This is a genomic window from Antarctobacter sp. (genome assembly GCF_034670325.1).
Lineage (GTDB): Bacteria > Pseudomonadota > Alphaproteobacteria > Rhodobacterales > Rhodobacteraceae > Antarctobacter.
In genome coordinates this window covers 190,185-208,517 of the sequence record NZ_JAXMNR010000002.1, presented here as the reverse complement: position 1 = coordinate 208,517, position 18,333 = coordinate 190,185, and the positions used below count along the sequence as shown (strand labels likewise).

General features: G+C 64.0%; 17 protein-coding genes and 2 tRNA genes. 9 read left to right on the top strand and 10 right to left on the bottom strand.

The features are described 5' to 3' along the window. Window positions 1-166: 166 nt before the first annotated feature. Window positions 167-1,969, bottom strand: a complete 1,803-nt coding sequence (locus tag VOI21_RS06185; protein WP_323768799.1) for a hypothetical protein — start codon at window positions 1,967-1,969, stop codon at window positions 167-169. A 134-nt stretch (window positions 1,970-2,103) separates the two neighbouring features. On the opposite strand from VOI21_RS06185, the gene VOI21_RS06180 reads away from it, so the two are divergent. Further along, the gene (locus tag VOI21_RS06180; protein ID WP_323768797.1) at window positions 2,104-2,283 is read left to right on the top strand and encodes a hypothetical protein; all 180 of its coding nucleotides are present in this window, start codon (window positions 2,104-2,106) and stop codon (window positions 2,281-2,283) included. Between the two features lie 317 nt (window positions 2,284-2,600). On the opposite strand, the gene tpiA is transcribed toward VOI21_RS06180, so the two are convergent. Further along, a complete protein-coding gene (gene tpiA, locus VOI21_RS06175; protein ID WP_323768795.1) occupies window positions 2,601-3,350 on the bottom strand; it encodes a triose-phosphate isomerase in 750 nt (249 codons plus the stop codon). Between the two features lie 119 nt (window positions 3,351-3,469). Between tpiA and VOI21_RS06170 the strand changes: the two genes are divergently transcribed. Beyond that, a complete protein-coding gene (locus VOI21_RS06170) occupies window positions 3,470-4,363 on the top strand; it encodes an isopenicillin N synthase family dioxygenase (protein WP_323768793.1) in 894 nt (297 codons plus the stop codon). A 313-nt stretch (window positions 4,364-4,676) separates the two neighbouring features. Here VOI21_RS06170 and VOI21_RS06165 read toward each other — a convergent pair whose 3' ends face one another. The 6 genes from VOI21_RS06165 to rimK all read right to left on the bottom strand — a co-directional run bounded on the left by VOI21_RS06165 (window position 4,677) and on the right by rimK (window position 10,351). After that, the gene (locus VOI21_RS06165) at window positions 4,677-5,000 is read right to left on the bottom strand and encodes a TfoX/Sxy family protein (RefSeq protein WP_323768791.1); all 324 of its coding nucleotides are present in this window, start codon (window positions 4,998-5,000) and stop codon (window positions 4,677-4,679) included. Beyond that, the gene (locus VOI21_RS06160) at window positions 4,997-5,380 is read right to left on the bottom strand and encodes an iron-sulfur cluster assembly accessory protein (protein WP_323768789.1); all 384 of its coding nucleotides are present in this window, start codon (window positions 5,378-5,380) and stop codon (window positions 4,997-4,999) included. Before VOI21_RS06160 ends, VOI21_RS06165 begins: the two co-directional genes overlap by 4 nt. 79 nt (window positions 5,381-5,459) lie before the next feature. Beyond that, entirely contained in the window at window positions 5,460-7,136 is a 1,677-nt protein-coding gene (locus VOI21_RS06155; protein WP_323768787.1) for a mechanosensitive ion channel family protein, read from the bottom strand. A 49-nt stretch (window positions 7,137-7,185) separates the two neighbouring features. Continuing rightward, complete coding sequence (locus tag VOI21_RS06150; RefSeq protein WP_323768785.1) at window positions 7,186-8,379, bottom strand: multidrug effflux MFS transporter; 1,194 nt, start codon at window positions 8,377-8,379, stop codon at window positions 7,186-7,188. Between the two features lie 67 nt (window positions 8,380-8,446). Beyond that, window positions 8,447-8,809 carry an SUF system Fe-S cluster assembly protein gene (locus VOI21_RS06145; RefSeq protein ID WP_323768783.1) on the bottom strand — a complete coding sequence of 121 codons (363 nt, stop codon included), beginning with the start codon at window positions 8,807-8,809 and terminating at the stop codon, window positions 8,447-8,449. A gap of 126 nt (window positions 8,810-8,935) precedes the next feature. Next, the gene (gene rimK, locus VOI21_RS06140; protein WP_323768781.1) at window positions 8,936-10,351 is read right to left on the bottom strand and encodes a 30S ribosomal protein S6--L-glutamate ligase; all 1,416 of its coding nucleotides are present in this window, start codon (window positions 10,349-10,351) and stop codon (window positions 8,936-8,938) included. A 337-nt stretch (window positions 10,352-10,688) separates the two neighbouring features. Here rimK and VOI21_RS06135 point away from each other — a divergent pair, with 337 nt between their 5' ends. Then, window positions 10,689-11,627: a pirin family protein gene (locus VOI21_RS06135; protein WP_323768779.1), complete on the top strand. Its 939-nt coding sequence runs from the start codon at window positions 10,689-10,691 to the stop codon at window positions 11,625-11,627. Window positions 11,628-11,707: 80 nt separating this feature from the next. On the opposite strand, the gene VOI21_RS06130 is transcribed toward VOI21_RS06135, so the two are convergent. Beyond that, a complete protein-coding gene (locus tag VOI21_RS06130; RefSeq protein ID WP_323768777.1) occupies window positions 11,708-12,475 on the bottom strand; it encodes a polysaccharide deacetylase family protein in 768 nt (255 codons plus the stop codon). Between the two features lie 245 nt (window positions 12,476-12,720). Here VOI21_RS06130 and VOI21_RS06125 point away from each other — a divergent pair. Continuing rightward, window positions 12,721-12,797: transfer RNA gene (locus VOI21_RS06125), tRNA-Asp, on the top strand. 37 nt (window positions 12,798-12,834) lie between these two features. Continuing rightward, window positions 12,835-12,911: transfer RNA gene (locus tag VOI21_RS06120), tRNA-Asp, on the top strand. Between the two features lie 250 nt (window positions 12,912-13,161). Here VOI21_RS06120 and VOI21_RS06115 read toward each other — a convergent pair. Next, window positions 13,162-13,731, bottom strand: coding sequence for a YcbK family protein (locus VOI21_RS06115; RefSeq protein WP_323768775.1), 570 nt, complete (start codon window positions 13,729-13,731; stop codon window positions 13,162-13,164). Window positions 13,732-14,043: 312 nt separating this feature from the next. Here VOI21_RS06115 and VOI21_RS06110 point away from each other — a divergent pair, with 312 nt between their 5' ends. From VOI21_RS06110 to VOI21_RS06095, 4 genes are read left to right on the top strand one after another with little or no spacing between them, the layout of a single operon-like run. Continuing rightward, on the top strand, window positions 14,044-15,672 hold the full coding sequence (locus VOI21_RS06110; RefSeq protein ID WP_323768773.1) for a L,D-transpeptidase family protein: 1,629 nt from the start codon (window positions 14,044-14,046) through the stop codon (window positions 15,670-15,672). Between the two features lie 40 nt (window positions 15,673-15,712). Continuing rightward, entirely contained in the window at window positions 15,713-16,804 is a 1,092-nt protein-coding gene (gene lpxD / locus VOI21_RS06105; RefSeq protein WP_323768771.1) for a UDP-3-O-(3-hydroxymyristoyl)glucosamine N-acyltransferase, read from the top strand. Between the two features lie 37 nt (window positions 16,805-16,841). Further along, complete coding sequence (locus tag VOI21_RS06100) at window positions 16,842-17,102, top strand: acyl carrier protein (RefSeq protein WP_323769265.1); 261 nt, start codon at window positions 16,842-16,844, stop codon at window positions 17,100-17,102. Then, window positions 17,099-18,307, top strand: coding sequence for a beta-ketoacyl-[acyl-carrier-protein] synthase family protein (locus VOI21_RS06095; protein WP_323768769.1), 1,209 nt, complete (start codon window positions 17,099-17,101; stop codon window positions 18,305-18,307). The genes VOI21_RS06100 and VOI21_RS06095 overlap by 4 nt, the downstream gene beginning before the upstream one ends. Window positions 18,308-18,333: the final 26 nt, after the last annotated feature.

The window sequence follows — 18,333 nt, the reverse complement described above, 5'->3', positions numbered from 1 at the left end:
GGAGACCGGCCCTTTTTCATGTGTCCACGCGTGGACAGGGTTGCGGGTGTGGAAGATCAAGGGGTTGTGGGGACGGTTTTACCTTGGGTTAAGGTTTGGCGTGGGCGTTGGGGGGCGCGTGCGGTGGGTTAATTCGGGGTGTGTGGGTGCCGGGCTTAAGCCCGGCCTACGGGGTATTGAGAGCGGCGAGTTTTTCTTTGAGACGGGTTTTGAGATTGCTGGCCGTGCCGAAATCGTAGGGCAAGTGTTCGGGGTCATAGACCTCGAGCGCGGCGGTGACATGGTCAAGAGCGGCGCGCAGATGGGGGAGGGGATCGGGGCAGGTGTCGTGGTCTGCCAGCGCCTCTTCGACAAAGGCGAGATTGTTCTGCGTCATGGCCCAGTCCACGGTGTGCGCGTCACGCGTGCGGACCTCCAACGCTGCCCGGTAAGCGATGAGCGCCTGCGCCAACAGCACTGCGCCTTCGGGGCCTGCGGTGCGGGTGCCTTGGGTTGCGAGCGCATTGGCGAGGTTGTTCTGCGTCATGGCCCAGTCCACGGGATGTGTCTCGCGGGTTTGGACCTCCAGCGCTGCGCGAAAGGCGTTGACCGCCTGCGCCAGCAGGGCTGCGCCCTCGGGGCCTGCGGTACGGGTGCCTTGGGTTGCGAGCGCATTGGCGAGGTTGGTCTGCGTCATGGCCCAGTCCACGGGATGTGCCTCGCGGGTGCGGACCTCTAGGGCGGCGCGGTAGGCGTCGACCGCCTGCGCCAGCAGCGTCGCGCCCTTGGGGCCTGCGGTGCGAGTGCCTTGGTTTCTGAGCGCAATGGCGAGGTTGTTCTGCGTCGTTGCCCAGTCTGCGGGATGTGTCTCGCGGGTGGTGACCTCCAGCGCTGCGCGGTAGGTAGTGACCGCCTGCGTCAGCAGCGCCGCGCCCTCGGGGCCTGCGGTGCGGGTGCCTTGGGTTTGCAGCGCAATGGCGAGGTTGTTCTGCGTCGAAGCCCAATCCACGGGAAAAGCGTCGCGGGTGCGGACCTCCAGCGCTGCGCGGGTGGCGGTGACCGCCTGCGCCAGCAGCGCCGCGCCGTCTGGGCCGTCTGTGTGGGAACCTTGGTTGCGAAGCGCTGCTCCAAGGTTTGAAAGCGCATTGCCGCGTAGGATGTCGTCGCCGTGCCGTTCGGCAATGTCGGCGCATGTTTCCCAGAACTCTGCGGCAATGCGCAGCCCGTCCCCGCCATAGCGCAGACCGTGGTGAACAAATTTAAGCCCATAGGCATTGCGACGGCGAGCGGGTTCCAGTGGGTCGAGGATGGCAAAGCTGTCAGCCGCGTCGATCAGCAGGGCGCGGGCGAAACCCGTGCGTTGCCGCAGCAGGGCGGCGTCGGCGCGGATTTCGGCGGCTTTGGCGGCCTCGTCCTTGGCGATTTCCTGCACGCGGGAGAGGAGGACCTCGACCTCGTCCAGATCGCCGCTGTCAAAGGCGGCCATGGCCGAGGATTTGAGGTTTGACAGCGCTTTTACCCCCTCGTCGATGGCGTCGACCTCTGCCCGCAGGGCGCGATAGTCCAGTGCGGTGTTGGTCAGGAATTCGACCAGTGCGCCGTCGCTGGCCTCATAGGGCTTGTCCAGTTCGAAGCGGCTGGCGAGGGTTTCGAGTTGCGCGCGGGTGAGGGTTTGCAGGTCTGACAGCGCCTGTTCGAGCGAGCCTTTTTCGGTGCGCAGGGCCAGCAGTTCGTCATCGGTGACGGTTTTGGCGTCCGCCGCCTGTGCCTTGAGCGCGCCGATGGTTTGGCGGGTGATATTCAGCGCGTCGCAGATCGGTTGATAGACCTTGGCTTGCGGGCGGTTCACCTTGCCGGTTTCGTAGTCGCGGATGCGGCGTTCGGCGTTTACATCGCCCAAGGCTGTCAGCGCGAGGTCAAGCTGGGTCCAGCCCCGGCTTTCGCGCGCCTCGCGGATTTCCTGCCCCAGCAATTCGCCAAATGATGCCATTTCCGCCTGTTTCCGTCCGGTGGTTCCGCCTGAACCCGTCCGGATTCGAAAATGCGTTTCGCTCAAATTGAGGGTGTTCCCGATGGGAGCCTAGCAACCGGCTGCGCAGCCTCAAAGACTTAATGGAGAGCGATATGGAAATGGTGATCGGAACGGCGCGGCGGTTGGTGGATATGATCTCGTGCCATCATGCGATGTATATGGTGATGGGGGTGGTCTATGCGGCGGCGCAATTGCATCTGTGCGACAAGGCACTTGTGAGCGAGGTGGCGATGTTTGTGTATTTCACGCTGGCGGTGCGGCCCGGGCATTGAAGGGCATGTGGGGCGGTGGGGTGACCGCCGGCCCTACGCTATGGGGGCATGGTTGGGGTGTGGTGGGTTGGAAACCCACCCTACGAGGATCGCTGGTGAGCGAGGTGGCGATGTTTGTGTATTTCACGCTGGCGGTGCGGCCCGGGCATTGAGGGGCATGTGGGGCGGCGGGGTGACCGCCGCCCTACGGTATGGGGGCATGGTTGGCGTGTGGTGGGTTGGTGGGCGCGCGGTGGGTTGGAAACCCACCCTACGGGGTGGCGTGTGTGTAGGGGAGGCCCCGGGTCAGGCCCGGGGCGGGTGTTTTGGTGGGGGCGTTATGCCTCCATCGGGGCGTTGTTCAGGGCCTCGATGATGGGGCCGAAGTCGGCGGCCTTGAGGGAGGCGCCGCCGACCAATGCGCCGTCGACGTTGGGCACCGCAAAGATCTCGACCGCGTTGGAGGGTTTGACCGAGCCGCCGTAGAGGATGCGGGTGGAGCGGCCCACGCCTGCGCCAAAGCGGCGTTCCAGACGGGCGCGGATAAAGCCGTGGACCTCGGCGATCTGGTCGAGGGTGGGCACCTTGCCGGTGCCGATGGCCCAGACCGGCTCATAGGCGACCACAAGGCGGTGGGCGGTGGCGCCATCGGGGATCGACCCGGCAAGCTGGCCGCCGATGATGTCCAGCGTGTTGGCGTGCTCGCGCTGGTCGAGGGTTTCCCCGACGCAGACAATCGCGGTCAGCCCGGCGTCCCACGCGGCGTGGGTCTTGTCGCGGATCTGGGCGTCGGTTTCCGCGTGGTCGGTGCGGCGTTCGGAATGGCCGAGGATCACGTAAGAGGCCCCGGCGTCGGCCAGTTGCGGCGCAGACAGATCGCCGGTGTGCGCGCCCGAGGGGGCGGCGTGGCAGTCCTGCCCGCCAAAGGCGATGGTGGGGGCGGTGTCTAGCCCCAGGGCGATCAGCGTGGCGGGGGGGCAGATCAGCACCTCGGCGGCGCCCTCGGTGGCGGCCAGTGCCGTCAGCTCTGCCAGGGACGCCTTGGTCCCGTTCATCTTCCAGTTGCCCGCGGCCAGTTTGCGTCGCATATGCCTCTCCCTGCTATTCGGGTTCAGTGTCACCGGGCAGGGCGCGGCGTCAAGCCCGCTTGCGAGGCGCGCGACGACGTGACAGGCGAGGGTGACACGGGGGCAGGAGGAGACGGCGGATGATCCCGAGGCTGGATGCGCGACAGATCGTGGCCCGGGAGGCCGGAACGCTGGATTTGTTGCGGCAGTGTGCGGAAGAGAGCGGCTTTCTGACGGTGGTCAATACCGCGATCACGCCGGCGCGGATGCGGCTGGTGCTGGCGGCTTACGGTGCGTTTTTCGACCTGAGCGAGGGCGAAAAGCGGGGTGTGGACATGGCGGCGACGGGGTCGAACCGGGGCTGGGGCGCGCCGCAGAGCGAGCGGGTCGATCCGGGGGCGAACCCGGATTACAAGCAGGTCTTTGACTGCGGGTATGAGGTGGCGGGGTCTGATCTGTCGGTTTATGCGCCGAACCTGTGGCCGGCGCGGCCCGAGGGGTTCCGTGAGGTGATCGAGGCCTATTACCGCGATGCGCGGGCGGTGGCGATGGACCTGCTGCGCGGGATCGCCGAGGCGATTGGCGAGGAGCGCGGGTTCTTTGACGACACGTTTGGGCGGCCGATGGCCTTGTTGCGGGGGAACTACTATCCGCCGCGCCCCGACTGGGCGGGGGAGAACGACTTTGGGATTGCGGCACATACGGATTACGGCTGTCTGACCTTGTTGGGGACGGACGGTGTGCCGGGGCTGGAGGTGCTGACGCCAGCAGGCGACTGGGTGGCGGTTTCGGCGCAACCCGGCGAGTTCATCATCAACTTTGGCGAGATGCTGGAGATCTGGACCAAAGGCCGGGTGAAGGCGACGCCGCACCGGGTGCGCGGGTCCGCGCAGGCGCGGATTTCGGTGCCGCTGTTCTTTAACCCGAATTTCGAGACCAATGTTGCCCCGATGGGCTCGGGCGAGGTGGTGCGGGCCGGGGATCATCTGTCGCGGCGGTTTACTGAGACCTATCTGCATTTGCAGAAGGGGTGAGGGACATCTGAACGAAGGGGGAGGGACGCCGTCCGGCGCTCCTGACGGCCCTGCGGGCGCGCAGATCGCCCCGCCCGCCGTCCCGTGGTGCGCGCCATGCGGCGCGTTGGGCGCTTCAGGAGTCACCAAGGAACAAACCCGCCTGTTCCCCGGAGCCCTCCCTCGCTTTCTTTCTGCCTGAGCCACCCCCCACACGGCGGCAAGGGCAAGCCGCGCAAGCGCGGGGCTGCGCCCCCTTGCCTCCGAACGGGCGGCGGCTCTGATCGGCATCAAGCGAGGGAGGGCTCCGGGGAACAGGCTTTGGCTGGGGGTATCAGAGGTGGCGCAGCGCCTCGCGGGCGAGGGAGACCGCCTCATCGAGATCGTCGAGGGCCGTACCGGGCAGGGTCCAATAGGGCATGGAGCCGATTTTCCCGGTCTTTCGGGTATAGGTCCATCGGGTGCAGCCCATGCCCTCGAGCACGTCGATGAAAGGGCCAGCGCCCTTGATCATGATCCCGCTTTCGGAGTGCAGGATCGCAAAAATCGTGCCCTCATGATAGAGGCAGAGGCCGCCCATCATCCGCCGGGTGGTGATTTCTCCGAGGCCCGAAAAGAGATCGCGCGCAAAGGCGATCTCTTCGGGCGAGACGCTCACCCTTGGGCGTCCTGCTCGGCGGAGAGTTCTTCGACGTCCTTGAACTTGATCGACTCGCCGCAGCCGCAGGCGTCCGCCACGTTGGGGTTGCGGAACTTGAAGGCGGATTCCAGCAGCGCGGTTTCATAGTCGATTTCCGTGCCAAACAGGAACATCTGCGCCATCGGCGCGATCAGCACCCGCGCGCCGTCCTGTTCGACCACCTCATCGTTGGTATCCGCCGCGTCGACGTAATCCATGGTGTATTCCATGCCCGCGCAGCCGCCCTTTTTGATGCCGATCTTGAGCCCGAAGCGATTGTCACGCTCCATCAGCTTGCGGATCTGGCGCACGGCGGCGGGGGTGATCGTCACAGGGGATTGGCCGGGAATGCCGAACATCGGATGCTCCTTTTCTGACTGCAAACCTAGGGTATGCGGTGAGCCAGAACAAGGGGGGCACAGGCAGCGGCGCGGCGTCTCAGGCGGCAGCGCGGCTGGGCGGGTCGCTTTCGACGGGGGGTACGATGTCGGGAAAGATCGGGACGCCCTCATCCGTCTGCATCTTGGAGAGGCGGGCAATCAGCGCCTCGCGCGCGAGGCAGGCGGAGTCCCATGAACTGTTGGGATCGCGGCAGGGGACCATGAACCAGACATCAATGCCATAGGCGTCCTGCCCGGTCACGCGCACGGCGGATTTGTCGCGGTCGTCAAGGTCGCTTTGGTCGAGGTCGTCCAACACTGTCTCAAAGCAACTGCGCAGGCGGTCTATGTCCACCTCTGGCGCCAGCTTGAACTTTAGCACGCGCAGCATTTCCGGCTCTTTCAGGGTCCAGTTCTCAAAGGTGGTGGAGGCAAATTCATTGACCGGGACCACCAGCCGGGTACCGTCCCAGTCGGCCAGTTGCACATATGTGAAGTTGATCCGTTCCACATGGCAAAGCGCGCCTTTGTAGACCACGCGGTCACCAATGCGGGCGGATTGGTTCAGGGCAATTTGCAGCGACGCGAGGATATTGGTCAGAATGGTGCGGGCGGCAAAGCCGAGGATCAGTGTCAGCACACCCGCCGAGGCCAGCAGCGAAAACCCGTAAGTGCGAAAGAGGTTGGCCGAGGCCAGCACAATGCCAAAGCCAAAGAGAAAGACGATGATGACAAGGATGCGGCGCACGGCGGCGATGCGGGTGGCGCGGGTGCGGGCCTCATCGAATTGCTGGCGGGTGAGGTCCAGTTCGTCAAAGCCGGTGATCTGGTCGAGGATGACCTCTATCACGTTGACGATCAGCATCAGGGCGGCGGTGACGAAACCGGCGGCGATGAGCGGTGTCAGCACGCTGTTCAGCCGCCCGGAAAAGACAAAGACGGTTTGTGTGCCAATGGCGAGGACCAGAGCAACGGCGGCCAGCACCATCGGCAGCCGTGCCGCCCGAAAGGCGGCGCGGGTGATGCGTCGGGTGGCGTGACGACCGATCCTGCGCAGGGCGACGGCGGTTCCCTGACCGGCCAGACCGGCCAGAAGCACCAGCAGCGGCAGGCCGATGACCTCCCACCACATCAGTCGCCAAAAGGCGTGGCGGCGCAGTCCATCGGGCAGCAGTTCCTCATACTGCGAGGGGCCGTAGACAGCGTAGAGCGCGGGGATCTTTTGCACGGTCTGGCGCGAGACGACCCAGACGGGATCGCTGTCCGCCGGTTTGATCCGGTCGAGGCGAATGGCGGCGGGGATGCCGTCCAGCTCGATCTCCCAGACCAGCAGGGAGCGGCGCTTCATGCCTGCGGTTGCGGAACTGGAGGTTTGGCGGGCGTCCAGCGCGTCGGGGCGGTCAAGGATCTGGCCCCAGTCCAGCACGGCGCGCCGTTCGATCACTGTCAGCAGTTCGCGCGCGAGGCGGGCCCCGTTGGCGGCCTGATCCTCTGGCGCGAGGTCCGACAGGTCCAGAAGATGCGCGCGGGACAGGCCCTCGGGGTCGGTGGGGGCGCTGCGCAGGAGCGATTCCATCGTGGCGCGGGGCGTGCTGCGGTCCAGCCAGTTGGGGGTGGGGCCAAGGCCGGGGTTGAGGGTTTCGACCTCAAACCACGGCGCGTCGGACTGGGCCTGTGCGAGGCCCCCCAACAGCATCAGCCAAAGGGTTGCCAGCAGCAGGGGGGCAGATTTCAACGTGCGACGCATTGGGCCATAACGCGCTTGTGCCCGGGCTGGTTCCCAATCAGGCGGAAACGAGCGGCTCTGGCCGCAAAGCGGGCAGGGCGACCAGCACCGAGGTCAGCGCCACGCCCCAGAGCAGCCAGAGCAGGCGGACCGGGTCGGGCGTGTCGCCCAACAGGTGACCGGCGACCGAGGTCATGACCGCGCCGAACCCCAGCATGGCCGCCCCGGACAGCCCGGCGGCGCTGCCTGCCAGATCCGGGCGCACCGACATGGCGCCCGCCATGCCCGCCGGTGTGCTGAGCCCGTTGGCAATCCCGATGACCGGCATCAGCAGGAAAAAGCGCCAGGTTGCGCCGGGGTCCAGCGACCAGAGCAGCAGCGCGGCCCCAAGGCCCAGCGCCGAAACCAGTCGCCCGGCCAGCACCATATGGGCCGGGGGCACCCGTCCGGCCAACCGGCGCGAGACAAACGCCCCCGCGACAAAGCCCACCGGCGGCAGGCCGACCAGCGCGCCGATGCTGCTTTCGGAGAGGCCAAAGAAAGCCTGACCAAGGATCGGTGTGCCAGCGAGAAAGGCGGAAAAGATGCCGATGCCAAGGCCCATCGACAGGGTGTAGGACCAGAACCGGACATCGGTCAGCAGTGTGGGATAGCTGCGGAACTGCGCGGCAAAGCCCTGACCGCGACGGGTGTTGGTCTCTCCCACGTCGCGCCAGCACAGCCAGTACAGCCCGCCGCCCAGCACCGTAAAGACCCAGAGCGACGCGCGCCAGCCAAAGGCCTGATCCAGAAAGCCGCCGACGACGGGGGCCACCATCGGCCCCAGCGCGATGGCCATGCCGATCGTGGCCAGACGGCTGGTGGCCTCATTCGGCGGCGAGGTGTCGCGGACGATGGCGCGCGACAACACGTTGCCCGCGATGACAGAGGTTTGGAGGATGCGGAACACCATGAAACTGGTGAAATCCGGTGCCAGCGCGGTGCCCAGCGAGGCGACTGTGAAAATCACCAGCGACCAGAGCAGGATCGGCCTGCGCCCGTAGAGGTCCGACAGCGGCCCGATCACCAGTTGCAGCCCCGCCGTGACCAGCATGAACAGTGAAATCGCAAGGCTGGCGCGGGCATAGGAGATGTCAAAGCCCGTTGCCATGTTCGCCAGCGAGGGCAGGAACATGTTGATCGAGACGATGCCCAGCACCGTCATCAGAACGAGAGTGATCAGGCTGGGAGGGGTCAGGGGAATGGGGCGCATGGGGGCAATCTAATGAATGCCCCTGCGATACATCTTTTCGACGCCGGGCAACAGGCCCGGCGGAAAATTACATGAAGCCGAGTTCCAGCCGCGCCTCATCGGACATCATGTCCATGCCCCAGGGCGGTTCCCACGTCAGGTCGACATCGACGTGCTTTACGCCCGGCAGCGGTTCAACCGCTTCGGCGACCCAGCCCGGCATCTCACCGGCCACGGGACAGCCCGGAGCGGTGAGCGTCATGATGATGTTGACCTCGTTCTGGTCGTTGATGTCGACGGTGTACACCAATCCGAGGTCATAGATATTGACCGGAATTTCCGGGTCATAGACCGACCGGCACGCCTCTACGACGGTGTCGTAAAGCGGGTGGTCGGTGCTTGACGGGGCGATCAGGGGAGCGCCTTCCATCTGCGGGTTCGGCTCGGTCATGATGGTCTTTCGTTGGTCTCGGTTCCTTGGGATATAGGCGAGTGAGATAGTCAGGTAAAGGCGTCCCGAGAAAATTGACTGGCCCGTGCAAGGGGCCGCGCAGGGCGTTGCGCGGCCTTTCGCGGTTCAGGAATCGTCGTCCGATACGATCCGTTTGACCGGGGTCGGGCGGACCTTTGCCTCTATGTGTTCATAGAGCAACCCGGCGATGTTCTTCTTTGTCGCGGTTTCGATGCCTTCGAAACCGGGGCTGGAGTTGACCTCCAGCACCTTGGGGCCGGATTCAGAGCGCAGCAGGTCCACGCCCGCCAGATTGAGCTTGAACGCCCGCGCCGCGCGCACCGCCGAGTCGCGCTCTTCCTTGGTGATGCGCACCACTTTTGCCGACCCGCCGCGATGCAGGTTGGAGCGGAAATCGCCCTCTGCCCCGGTGCGTTTCATGGCCGCGACGACCTTGCCGCCGACAACCAGACAGCGGATGTCCTCTCCCGCCGCCTCTTTGACGAAGTCCTGCACGAGGAAATTCGCCTTGAGCCCGCGAAAGGCGTCGATGACGGATTCGGCGGCCTTTTTGGTTTCGGCCAGCACCACGCCCTTACCTTGGGTCGATTCCAGCAGTTTGACGATCATCGGCGCGGTGCCGACCAGCCGCATCAGCGACTGGGTGTCCTTGGGCGAGGCGGCAAAGGCGGTGTTGGGCATTCCAATCTTGTGCCGCGCCATCAGTTGATGGGCATAAAGTTTGTCGCGCGAGGCAGAAATCCCTTCGGAACCGTTCACGCAGAAGGTGCCGATGGTCTCGAACTGGCGAATGACGGCGGTGCCATAAGAGGTGACAGAAGCGCCGATGCGCGGGATCACCGCGTCATAGCGCGGCAGGCGCTTGCCGTCGTAATGGACCTCTGGCGACAGGGCGTTGATCGCCATGTAACAGCGGGTGGTGTCGATGACCTCCACCGTGTGGCCGCGCGCCTCGCCTTCTTCGACCATGCGGCGGGTGGAGTAATTGTCCTCTCGGCTGAGGACGGCCACCCGCAGGCTGCGGTTCGGGGCGGCCTGACGAACGCGGGCGGTGGTGTAAACATCGTAGGACAGCCGCGGTTGTTGAAAGCGGTCGGTGGCCACGATGGTGATGTGATCCTTCAGCGCCTCGCGGCCCAGCAACATGCGCGAGGCCATCGTGGACCGGTCGGTCAGCGTCATTTCAATACGCCAGCTTTCCTCACCCACGCGGATGGTCGAGGCGATGACGTAACGCGATTCCGTCTCTCCGTTGGAGGAGGTCACGTTGCGGCGGTCCACGATCCGGGCGGAACAGGGGATCACAAGATCCTCGCGTCCCGGCACCGGATGGACGGTAAAGCGGACCTTGGGGGCGGAGGCCGGGCCAAAGGTCTCGATGTCAAAGGCGTGCAGCGCGGATGTGCGTGCGCCGGTATCGACCTTGGCGCGCATCGCGGGCAGGCCGAGATCAGGGAGCGAAACCCATTCTTCCCATCCAAAGCGGATCATTTCGGGGTTCGGTTCCTGTTGGTCGTCCATGTGGCCCTCCTCTTAGAGCCACTACAGCCCTAACAAGCTGCCCGCTTGGCAACAAGTCCCGGCGCGGCCCCATGCGGGACGATATAGGTCAGCGTCTCTGCGTTTCCCCGGCTTTGGGAGGCGGGCCACTTGTGAAATGATCGGAGCGCATGTCGAAGGCATGTAGGGTGTTCGGGGCGGGCATGGTGATGGCGGGCTTGAGGCGTGCTCAGGGGATGGGTGGCGACTTGGCCCCCTGTCAGACGTGTGCGAAAATGAACGATATGGGCGCGGCTGTCGGGGTTTTGTGCGCATGATGGGGGTGTATCTTGACGATCAGTGAACAGGAGGACGTAAGATGAGTTGGAACCCCGCGCTGGACCCGCAGTGCCCCACCGGAGACGCGGTGGACAGTATCGACACGCTGATTATTCCGCGCGCCCGTGATCTGGGCGGTTTCGAGGTGCGCCGCGCCTTGCCCGCACCCAAGCGGCAAATGGTTGGCCCCTTTATCTTTTTCGACCAGATGGGACCGGCAGAGTTTTTGCCGACGCGGGGGCTGGACGTGCGCCCGCATCCGCACATCGGTCTGGCGACGATCAGCTATCTCTATCGCGGGCGGATGCACCACCGTGACAGTCTGGGCACCGACAAGTGGATAGAGCCGGGCGCGGTCAACTGGATGGTCGCCGGGAACGGGATCACCCACTCAGAGCGGACCGACGACGCCACGCAGACCGATCCGATGCCGTTCTTTGGCATCCAGACGTGGGTTGCGCTGCCCAAGGATCACGAGGATTCGGCGCCGGAATTTATCCACGCCCCCAAAGACGCGCTGCCCGAGATGGACGGCGAAGGCAAACAGGTGCGGCTGATCCTCGGCAACGCCTGGGGGTCGCGGTCGCCTGTGCCAACGGCCTCGGAGATGTTCTATGCCGATGCGGTGTTGCAGCCGGGGGCGGCGATCCCGCTGCCCGAAGAGCACGAGGATCGCGGCGTCTACGTTGTCGAAGGATCGGTCGAGGTGGCCGGGACAGGCTATGATGCCGGTCAGATGATGGTGTTTCGGCCCGGTGACCGGGTATCGCTGCGTGCCGGGGCGCAGGGGGCACGGCTAATGATGCTGGGCGGGGCCACTCTGGAAGGGGACAGGTTCATCTGGTGGAACTTTGTCGCCTCCTCACGTGAACGAATCGAAGAGGCCAAAGAGTCTTGGCGGCGTGGCGATTGGGAGAACGGCCAGTTCCAACTGCCACCGGGGGACAACAGCGAGTTTATCCCGCTGCCCGAAAGGTAGGGCGCGACGCCCGACCGGGGGTTACCAAAGCCGGGTGGATGTGGGGGTTTGACTGCGCGCGGGTCAGAGAGCGGCCCGGATCACCCGGCAGAGGCGACAGTGCGGACGAAATTGCGCTTTTGCCAGAGCGGCCAGCCCATCATCTGGCTCATGGTGCCGAATTTCATGCCGCGCGCGGTCAGACCGTCAAAGGTCTGCGGCATGGCCCGGACGGTGCCGCTTTGGATGTCGTGGGTCAGAATCACCGAGCCGGGGCGCGAATGCGACAGGATACGGCGGGCGACAACACTTGCGCCCGGACGACGCCAGTCCTGCGGGTCAACCGACCACAGGATCGTCGGCAGGCTGCGCGAGCGGTACAGCATCTGGCGCTGGCGATGGGTGAACGCGCCATAAGGCGGACGGAATGTCACCGGAGGGCGGCCCGTCACCTTGAAGATCGCATCTGAGGTGCGGTCGATCTGGTTCAGGACATAGCTGTCCGAATACCCGGCAAGGTTGGGGTGTGACCAGCTGTGGTTGCCGATCTCGTGACCTTCGTCCGCAATCCGCTTGACAATATCCGGCCATGTGACGACCCTGCGACCTATAAGATAAAACGTGGCGCGCAGATCACGTGCTTTGAGCATATCGAGGAGTCGTGGAGTCAGGGTCGGATGCGGCCCGTCATCAAATGTCATTGCCACCACTGGAGACGCGGTATTGACGGCTGTCACCGTCACCCAGTCCTTGGACACCATGTCCTGAGGCAGGGAGATTTGCGGTGCGGCCCAAAGCGTATCCGGGCGGAAAAAGGCAAGAGCGGCTGAGCCGGCGGACACGAATGTCCGGCGCGATAAATTTGACATGATACGACCTTGGCAATGGCGGGCGAGCAGACCCTCCGACACAAGCCGGGACGTTAATAAATGGCAAGGTATTTCCCGAAGGCGGGAAATCGCCGATGCATCGGCGTGTCTAATCGGCAACGGAGTGTGGCACGCAAACCTCGGAAAAATTGCGCCAGAAACCGGACTGAAACCGCTTGACGGGGCAGGGACCTGCGCTTAGAAGCCCTCTCACGCCAAGGCCAAGAGGTCACGGCGGCAGTCAAGCGGTTGTAGCTCAGTTGGTTAGAGTACCGGCCTGTCACGCCGGGGGTCGCGGGTTCGAGCCCCGTCAACCGCGCCAACACTGCCCCGAAACCCGATGCGCCCGGCGGAAATGCGCGGTTGTAGCTCAGTTGGTTAGAGTACCGGCCTGTCACGCCGGGGGTCGCGGGTTCGAGCCCCGTCAACCGCGCCATTTCCTCCCCTGGGGATACCCCTTCAAAAAAATTACGGACGACATAGAACCCGATGCGGGTCCGCGTGTTGTCCATGTGAACACCGGGGCGTGCGGGATGGCCAGTGTATGGAATACCTGACTGCCCCGTCCCCGGCCGATCGGCGAAAGTAAGATGGCCGGACATTAGACGGACGTGACGAAAATCGGGCAACACGAAAAAGGCGCCCCGAATGGGACGCCTGCAAAAAACGGATAAGACGGTGTAAAGTCAGCTTCCCCAGCTGCGCACCGGGCCGCAGTCCATATGGACAAAGTCGGACCGGGTGTAGCGACCGACGCCGCCGCCGCCACACGCCTTGGCGGCACTGTACATCTGGCCGACCGAACGGGACGCCAGCCGAAGATCCGCCGCCTGCCCGTAGAGGTGGCGCGAATTCTTGGCGACGCCCGATGACCGGGCGCGCAGCATCGCGTTTGTCGACGGGCTGCGGTAGCCCGAGATGAGCATATAGGGTTCGGACACATCCAGAAGGTTGTGCGCCGCCGCCATGATGTCGATCGTCCGGAGGTCAATCGTCTTGATTTCGTCGTTGCGCCAGTCGCGCATGAAAAAATTGACCTCTTTGATCGCGTCGGCGATGTAATCGCCTTCGATCCAATAGATCATGTCCACCCGTTCTCCGGTGCGGCCAGAGAACATGCGGATGCGGCGAATATCGCCTGCGCCGCGCAGAAAACCAGCTGCGTTCGAGTAGGTGGGTGCTGCCGCAACAGCGGAGGCTGCAAATGCGCCAAGAAGTGCGCGGCGTGTGAGGCCGCCAGAAGTCATCTCTGTCATGTGAGCGCCTGTCCCGTAGTCGCCGTGATACCTGTGTGCGCAACGTTGTGCGCCGTCTGCCATCTATCCCCAGATGCCAAGATGTATATGACACGAATCGAGTCCCTCAAAAAGAGCGATTTGTTGTTATTTGTAATGATCAAGGGGGAATTGGCGGGATTCTGCCCACCGTAACGCAACTGTGGCACGTTTGCGCAGAGCTGACACGGTTTCGACACGGTCGACATGTTGGCACAAATGTGAATAGACAGACGTACCGCCCTGTATGCACTGTGGTTTTCGGGAAATGGTTGGTCGATGAAGGATTTGGGAATGGTTATAAGGAACAAACGGGCCGTACTGCAGGCCGTTGTTGCAGCTGGCGCCGTTTGGCTTGGGGCTGCGCTGCCGCTGGCTGCGGAGGACGGGCTGACGCTGAAGGTCACTGCGTTCAAGCAGGCCGTTGCAGAAAGCATTGCCGAAGACGACAGCGTCGCCGCCTTTTACCGTGCCCGCGATTTTGCACCGATCTGGACCGGGGCCGGGGACGCGGACCGCGCCCGCCGCCTTGCGCTGATCGAGGCGTTCTCTCTGGCCGACGTCCACGGACTGCCCGTGCGCCGGTACAATGCCCAAAGCCTCTTGAACCGGATGGCCCAGGCGTCCGACGGCCGTTCGCGTGGGCTGCTGGAGGTCGAGCTGACCCGCACCTTTATCCAGTTCGCCAATGACCTGCAGTCCGGCGTTCTGGAGCCCGGCAAGATCATCGATGATATCAAGCGCGAGCTTCCGCGCCGCGATCCGCAGATGTTGCTGACCCGTTTGATTGACGAAGACCCGACGGCGGTCTTTCTCAGCCTTGTGCCCAACAGCCCGGAATATACCCGCCTGATGCGGGCCAAGCTGCGGCTGGAACACAAGGTCCGCCAAGGGGGCTGGGGGCCGACCGTGTCGGCGGGCAGCCTGCGTCCGGGTAACACCGGCAACGCGGTTGTGGCCCTGCGCAACCGGCTGACCCTGATGGGGTACATGAAACCGTCTCTCAGCATGTCATATGACAGCGAGATGGAGGCGGCGATCCGTGAGTTTCAGGAAGACCATGCCTTGCCTGCGGACGGTGTTGCCGGTGGCGGCACCATGCGGGCCATCAACGTCGGCCCCGAGGAACGGCTGAAGTCGATCATGGTCGCGATGGAGCGGGAACGCTGGCTGAACCTGCCCGAGGGACGCGGCAAGCGGCATGTTCTGGTCAACCTCGTGGACTTTCATGCGCAGATCATCGACGACGACAAGCTGACCTTTGAGACGAAGTCCGTCATCGGCCATCAGGCCCGTGACCGCCGCACGCCCGAATTTTCGGACGTGATGGAACATATGGTCATCAACCCCTACTGGTACGTGCCGCAGTCGATCATCCGGGGTGAATATCTGCCGGCCCTGCGCAACAACCCCTACGCGGCCGGGCATCTGGAGTTCGTCGATTACCGTGGCCGTGTGGTCAGCCGCGCCTCTGCGGCGGCCTATGCGGCCTCGGGCGGGGCGTTCCCGTATACCATGCGTCAGCGACCGGGACCGGGGAATGCGCTGGGGACCGTGAAGTTCATGTTCCCGAACGCCTATGCCATCTATCTGCACGACACCCCGTCGCAACATCTGTTCTCGCGCGAGGTGCGTACCTTCAGTCACGGCTGTATCCGGCTCGACGATCCGCATGACTTTGCCTATGCGCTGCTGGCCAAGCAGATGGACGATCCCCAGACCTATTTCCAAAGCACGCTTCGGTCTGGTCAGAATACCAAGGTGCCGCTGGAGACGCCGGTTCCCGTTCACCTGATCTATCGGACCGCCTTTACCAAGGCGAAGGGCCACATGAACTATCGCAACGATGTCTACGGTCGGGACGAGATCCTGTGGCGCGCGCTGAACGACGAAGGGGTGGCCCTGCGGTCGGGTCGCAGCTAAACGTCATCCGGACAGAGCCGCGCTTCGTCCGGGAGACCACATGCCTTTCACCATCCAAGACATCGCCAGCGCCCTCGGCATGACTGCCGAGGGCGATCTTTCTCTGACCGTCAGCGGATTGGCCGAACCGGCCGACGCGGGGCCAGAGCATTTGGCGCTCGCATCGCGCCCCGAATACACCGAGGCGCTGTGCCGGGGCCACGCACGAGCCGCGCTGCTGGCCGCTGGCACCGACTGGCGCGCGCTGGGGCTGGAGGCGGCGATATTGGCCGATCGACCGCGCTTTGCCATGTCGGGCCTGACGGCGATGATGGACCCCGGCGCGGGCTATGGCCCCGGCATCCACCCGCAAACGGTGATCGACCCCGCGGCGGATCTGGGCGAGGGCGTGTCGGTCGGGCCGTTTTCGGTGATCGAGGCCGGGGCGAAAATCGGCGCCGGGTCGGTGATCGGACCGCAGGTTTATATCGGGCGCGACGCCGTGATCGGCGCGGGCGCGTTCTTGCACAGTGGCGTGCGGATCATGGCGCGGGTCACGACTGGCGACCGGTTCGTGGCGCAGCCCAATGTCGTCATCGGCGGCGACGGGTTTTCCTTTGTCACGCCAGAGGTGTCGGGCGTGGAAAAGGCGCGCGCCTCCTTGGGCGAAGAGGGCACCGACAGCACACAGGTCTGGGCACGGATTGCCAGCCTTGGCGCGGTGAGCATCGGTGACGATGTCGAGATCGGGGCCGGGTCAACGGTCGACAAGGGGACGATCCGCGACACGCGGATCGGGGATGGCACCAAGCTGGATAACCTTGTGCAGATTGGCCACAATGTCGTGATCGGGCGCAACTGCCTGCTCTGTGCCAATGCGGCGGTGGCGGGGTCGACGGTGATCGGCAACAACGTGGTGCTGGGCGGCAAGGCGGGGGTGTCGGACAACCTGCGGATCGGCGATGGCGCTATTCTGGGCGGGGCGTCGGTGGTTCTGTCCAACGTGCCTGCGGGCCGGGTGATGCTGGGATATCCGGCGATGAAGATGGACGCCCATGTCGAGTCCTACAAGGGATTGCGCCGGCTTCCGCGACTGTTCCGTGACGTCGCAGAAATCAAGAAATCGGTTTCAAAACTAATGGGAAATGACTAAGTCTCCGGCAAATCTGGACAAGCGTGGGGTCGAGGTCATGGACGTCAAGAAACAGGTTCTTCAGATCATTGCGGATCAGGCGATGCTGGAAGTTTCGGATGTGACGATGGAAAGCACACCCGAAGATCTGGGTATCGACTCACTGGGGCTGGTCGAGGCGATCTTTTCCATCGAAGAGACATTCGACATCTCGGTGCCGTTCAACGCCAATGATCCTTCGGATTCGGACTTTGATATTTCTTCGGTGGCAAAGATCGTCGACGGCATCGAAAAACTGATCGCCGAGCAGGCATCGTGAAACGCGTCGTCATTACCGGCGCGGGGACGATCAACGCGCTGGGTCAGGATGTGCCCGCCACGCTGGAGGCGATGCGTGAGGGCCGCTGCGGCATCGGCGAGCTGGAATTTCGCGATGTCGAGCGTCTGGCGATCCGCATCGGCGGTCAGGTCAAGGGGTTTGAACCGGAGACGGTTTTCAACCGCCAGCAGATGGCCCTGTATGACCGGTTCACCCAGTTCACCCTGCTGGCGGCGCGCGAGGCCGTGGCGCAGTCGGGGCTGGAGTTCAAAGGTGACCTAGCGGACAGTTCCGGCGTGGTGCTGGGCACCTCGGGCGGTGGCATGACCACGCTGGATGACAATTACCGCGCGGTCTACGAAGAAGGCAAGAACCGGGTTCACCCCTTTATCGTGCCGAAGCTGATGAACAACGCGGCGACCAGCCATGTGAGCATGGAGTTCAACGTCAAGGGACCCAGCTTTACCGTGGCGACGGCCTGTGCCAGTTCCAATCACGCAATGGGGCAGGCGTTCCAGATGATCCGCTCCGGGATGTGTACGGCGATGATCACCGGCGGGTCGGAATCGATGCTGTGTTTTGGCGGGGTGAAGGCCTGGGAAGGGCTGCGCGTGATGTCCAAGGACGCCTGCCGCCCGTTCTCGGCCACCCGAAACGGCATGGTGCAGGGCGAGGGTGCGGGGGTCTTTGTCTTTGAGGAATATGAGCACGCGCGCGCCCGAGGCGCCGAGATTCTGGGCGAGGTGTTGGGCTTTGCCATGACCTCGGACGCGTCGGATATCGTGATGCCGTCGAAACACGGCGCGGCGCGGGCCATATCTGGCGCATTGAAGGACGCACGCGTGGCCAAGGAGCGGGTGGGCTATATCAACGCCCACGGAACGGGGACGGCCGCAAACGACAAGACAGAATGCGCCGCAGTGGCCGATGTGTTTGGCACCCATGCGGATGATCTGATGATCTCATCGACCAAGTCGATGCACGGCCATCTGATTGGCGGCACGGGGGCGGTGGAACTGTTGGCCTGCTTGATGGCGTTGAAAGACGGGGTGATCGCGCCGACCATCGGCTATGAAGAACCCGACCCGGAATGCGCGCTGGACGTGGTGCCGAATGTGGCGCGTGAGGCGAAGGTGGATGTGGTGTTGTCCAACGCCTTTGCCTTTGGCGGGTTGAACGCGGTGCTGGTACTGGGACGCGCCTGATCGAGAGGGGATTCAAATGTGCGCCT

Coding starts and splice junctions, on each gene's coding strand:
- VOI21_RS06100 (WP_323769265.1), top strand. CDS start 16,842: ATGGACGTCAAGAAACAGGTTCTTCAGATCATTGCGGATCAGGCGATG.
- VOI21_RS06145 (WP_323768783.1), bottom strand. CDS start 8,809: ATGACCGAGCCGAACCCGCAGATGGAAGGCGCTCCCCTGATCGCCCCG.
- VOI21_RS06130 (WP_323768777.1), bottom strand. CDS start 12,475: ATGTCAAATTTATCGCGCCGGACATTCGTGTCCGCCGGCTCAGCCGCT.
- VOI21_RS06150 (WP_323768785.1), bottom strand. CDS start 8,379: ATGCGCCCCATTCCCCTGACCCCTCCCAGCCTGATCACTCTCGTTCTG.
- VOI21_RS06170 (WP_323768793.1), top strand. CDS start 3,470: ATGATCCCGAGGCTGGATGCGCGACAGATCGTGGCCCGGGAGGCCGGA.
- VOI21_RS06115 (WP_323768775.1), bottom strand. CDS start 13,731: ATGACAGAGATGACTTCTGGCGGCCTCACACGCCGCGCACTTCTTGGC.
- VOI21_RS06180 (WP_323768797.1), top strand. CDS start 2,104: ATGGAAATGGTGATCGGAACGGCGCGGCGGTTGGTGGATATGATCTCG.
- rimK (WP_323768781.1), bottom strand. CDS start 10,351: ATGGACGACCAACAGGAACCGAACCCCGAAATGATCCGCTTTGGATGG.
- VOI21_RS06185 (WP_323768799.1), bottom strand. CDS start 1,969: ATGGCATCATTTGGCGAATTGCTGGGGCAGGAAATCCGCGAGGCGCGC.
- tpiA (WP_323768795.1), bottom strand. CDS start 3,350: ATGCGACGCAAACTGGCCGCGGGCAACTGGAAGATGAACGGGACCAAG.
- lpxD (WP_323768771.1), top strand. CDS start 15,713: ATGCCTTTCACCATCCAAGACATCGCCAGCGCCCTCGGCATGACTGCC.
- VOI21_RS06160 (WP_323768789.1), bottom strand. CDS start 5,380: ATGTTCGGCATTCCCGGCCAATCCCCTGTGACGATCACCCCCGCCGCC.
- VOI21_RS06135 (WP_323768779.1), top strand. CDS start 10,689: ATGAGTTGGAACCCCGCGCTGGACCCGCAGTGCCCCACCGGAGACGCG.
- VOI21_RS06110 (WP_323768773.1), top strand. CDS start 14,044: ATGGTTATAAGGAACAAACGGGCCGTACTGCAGGCCGTTGTTGCAGCT.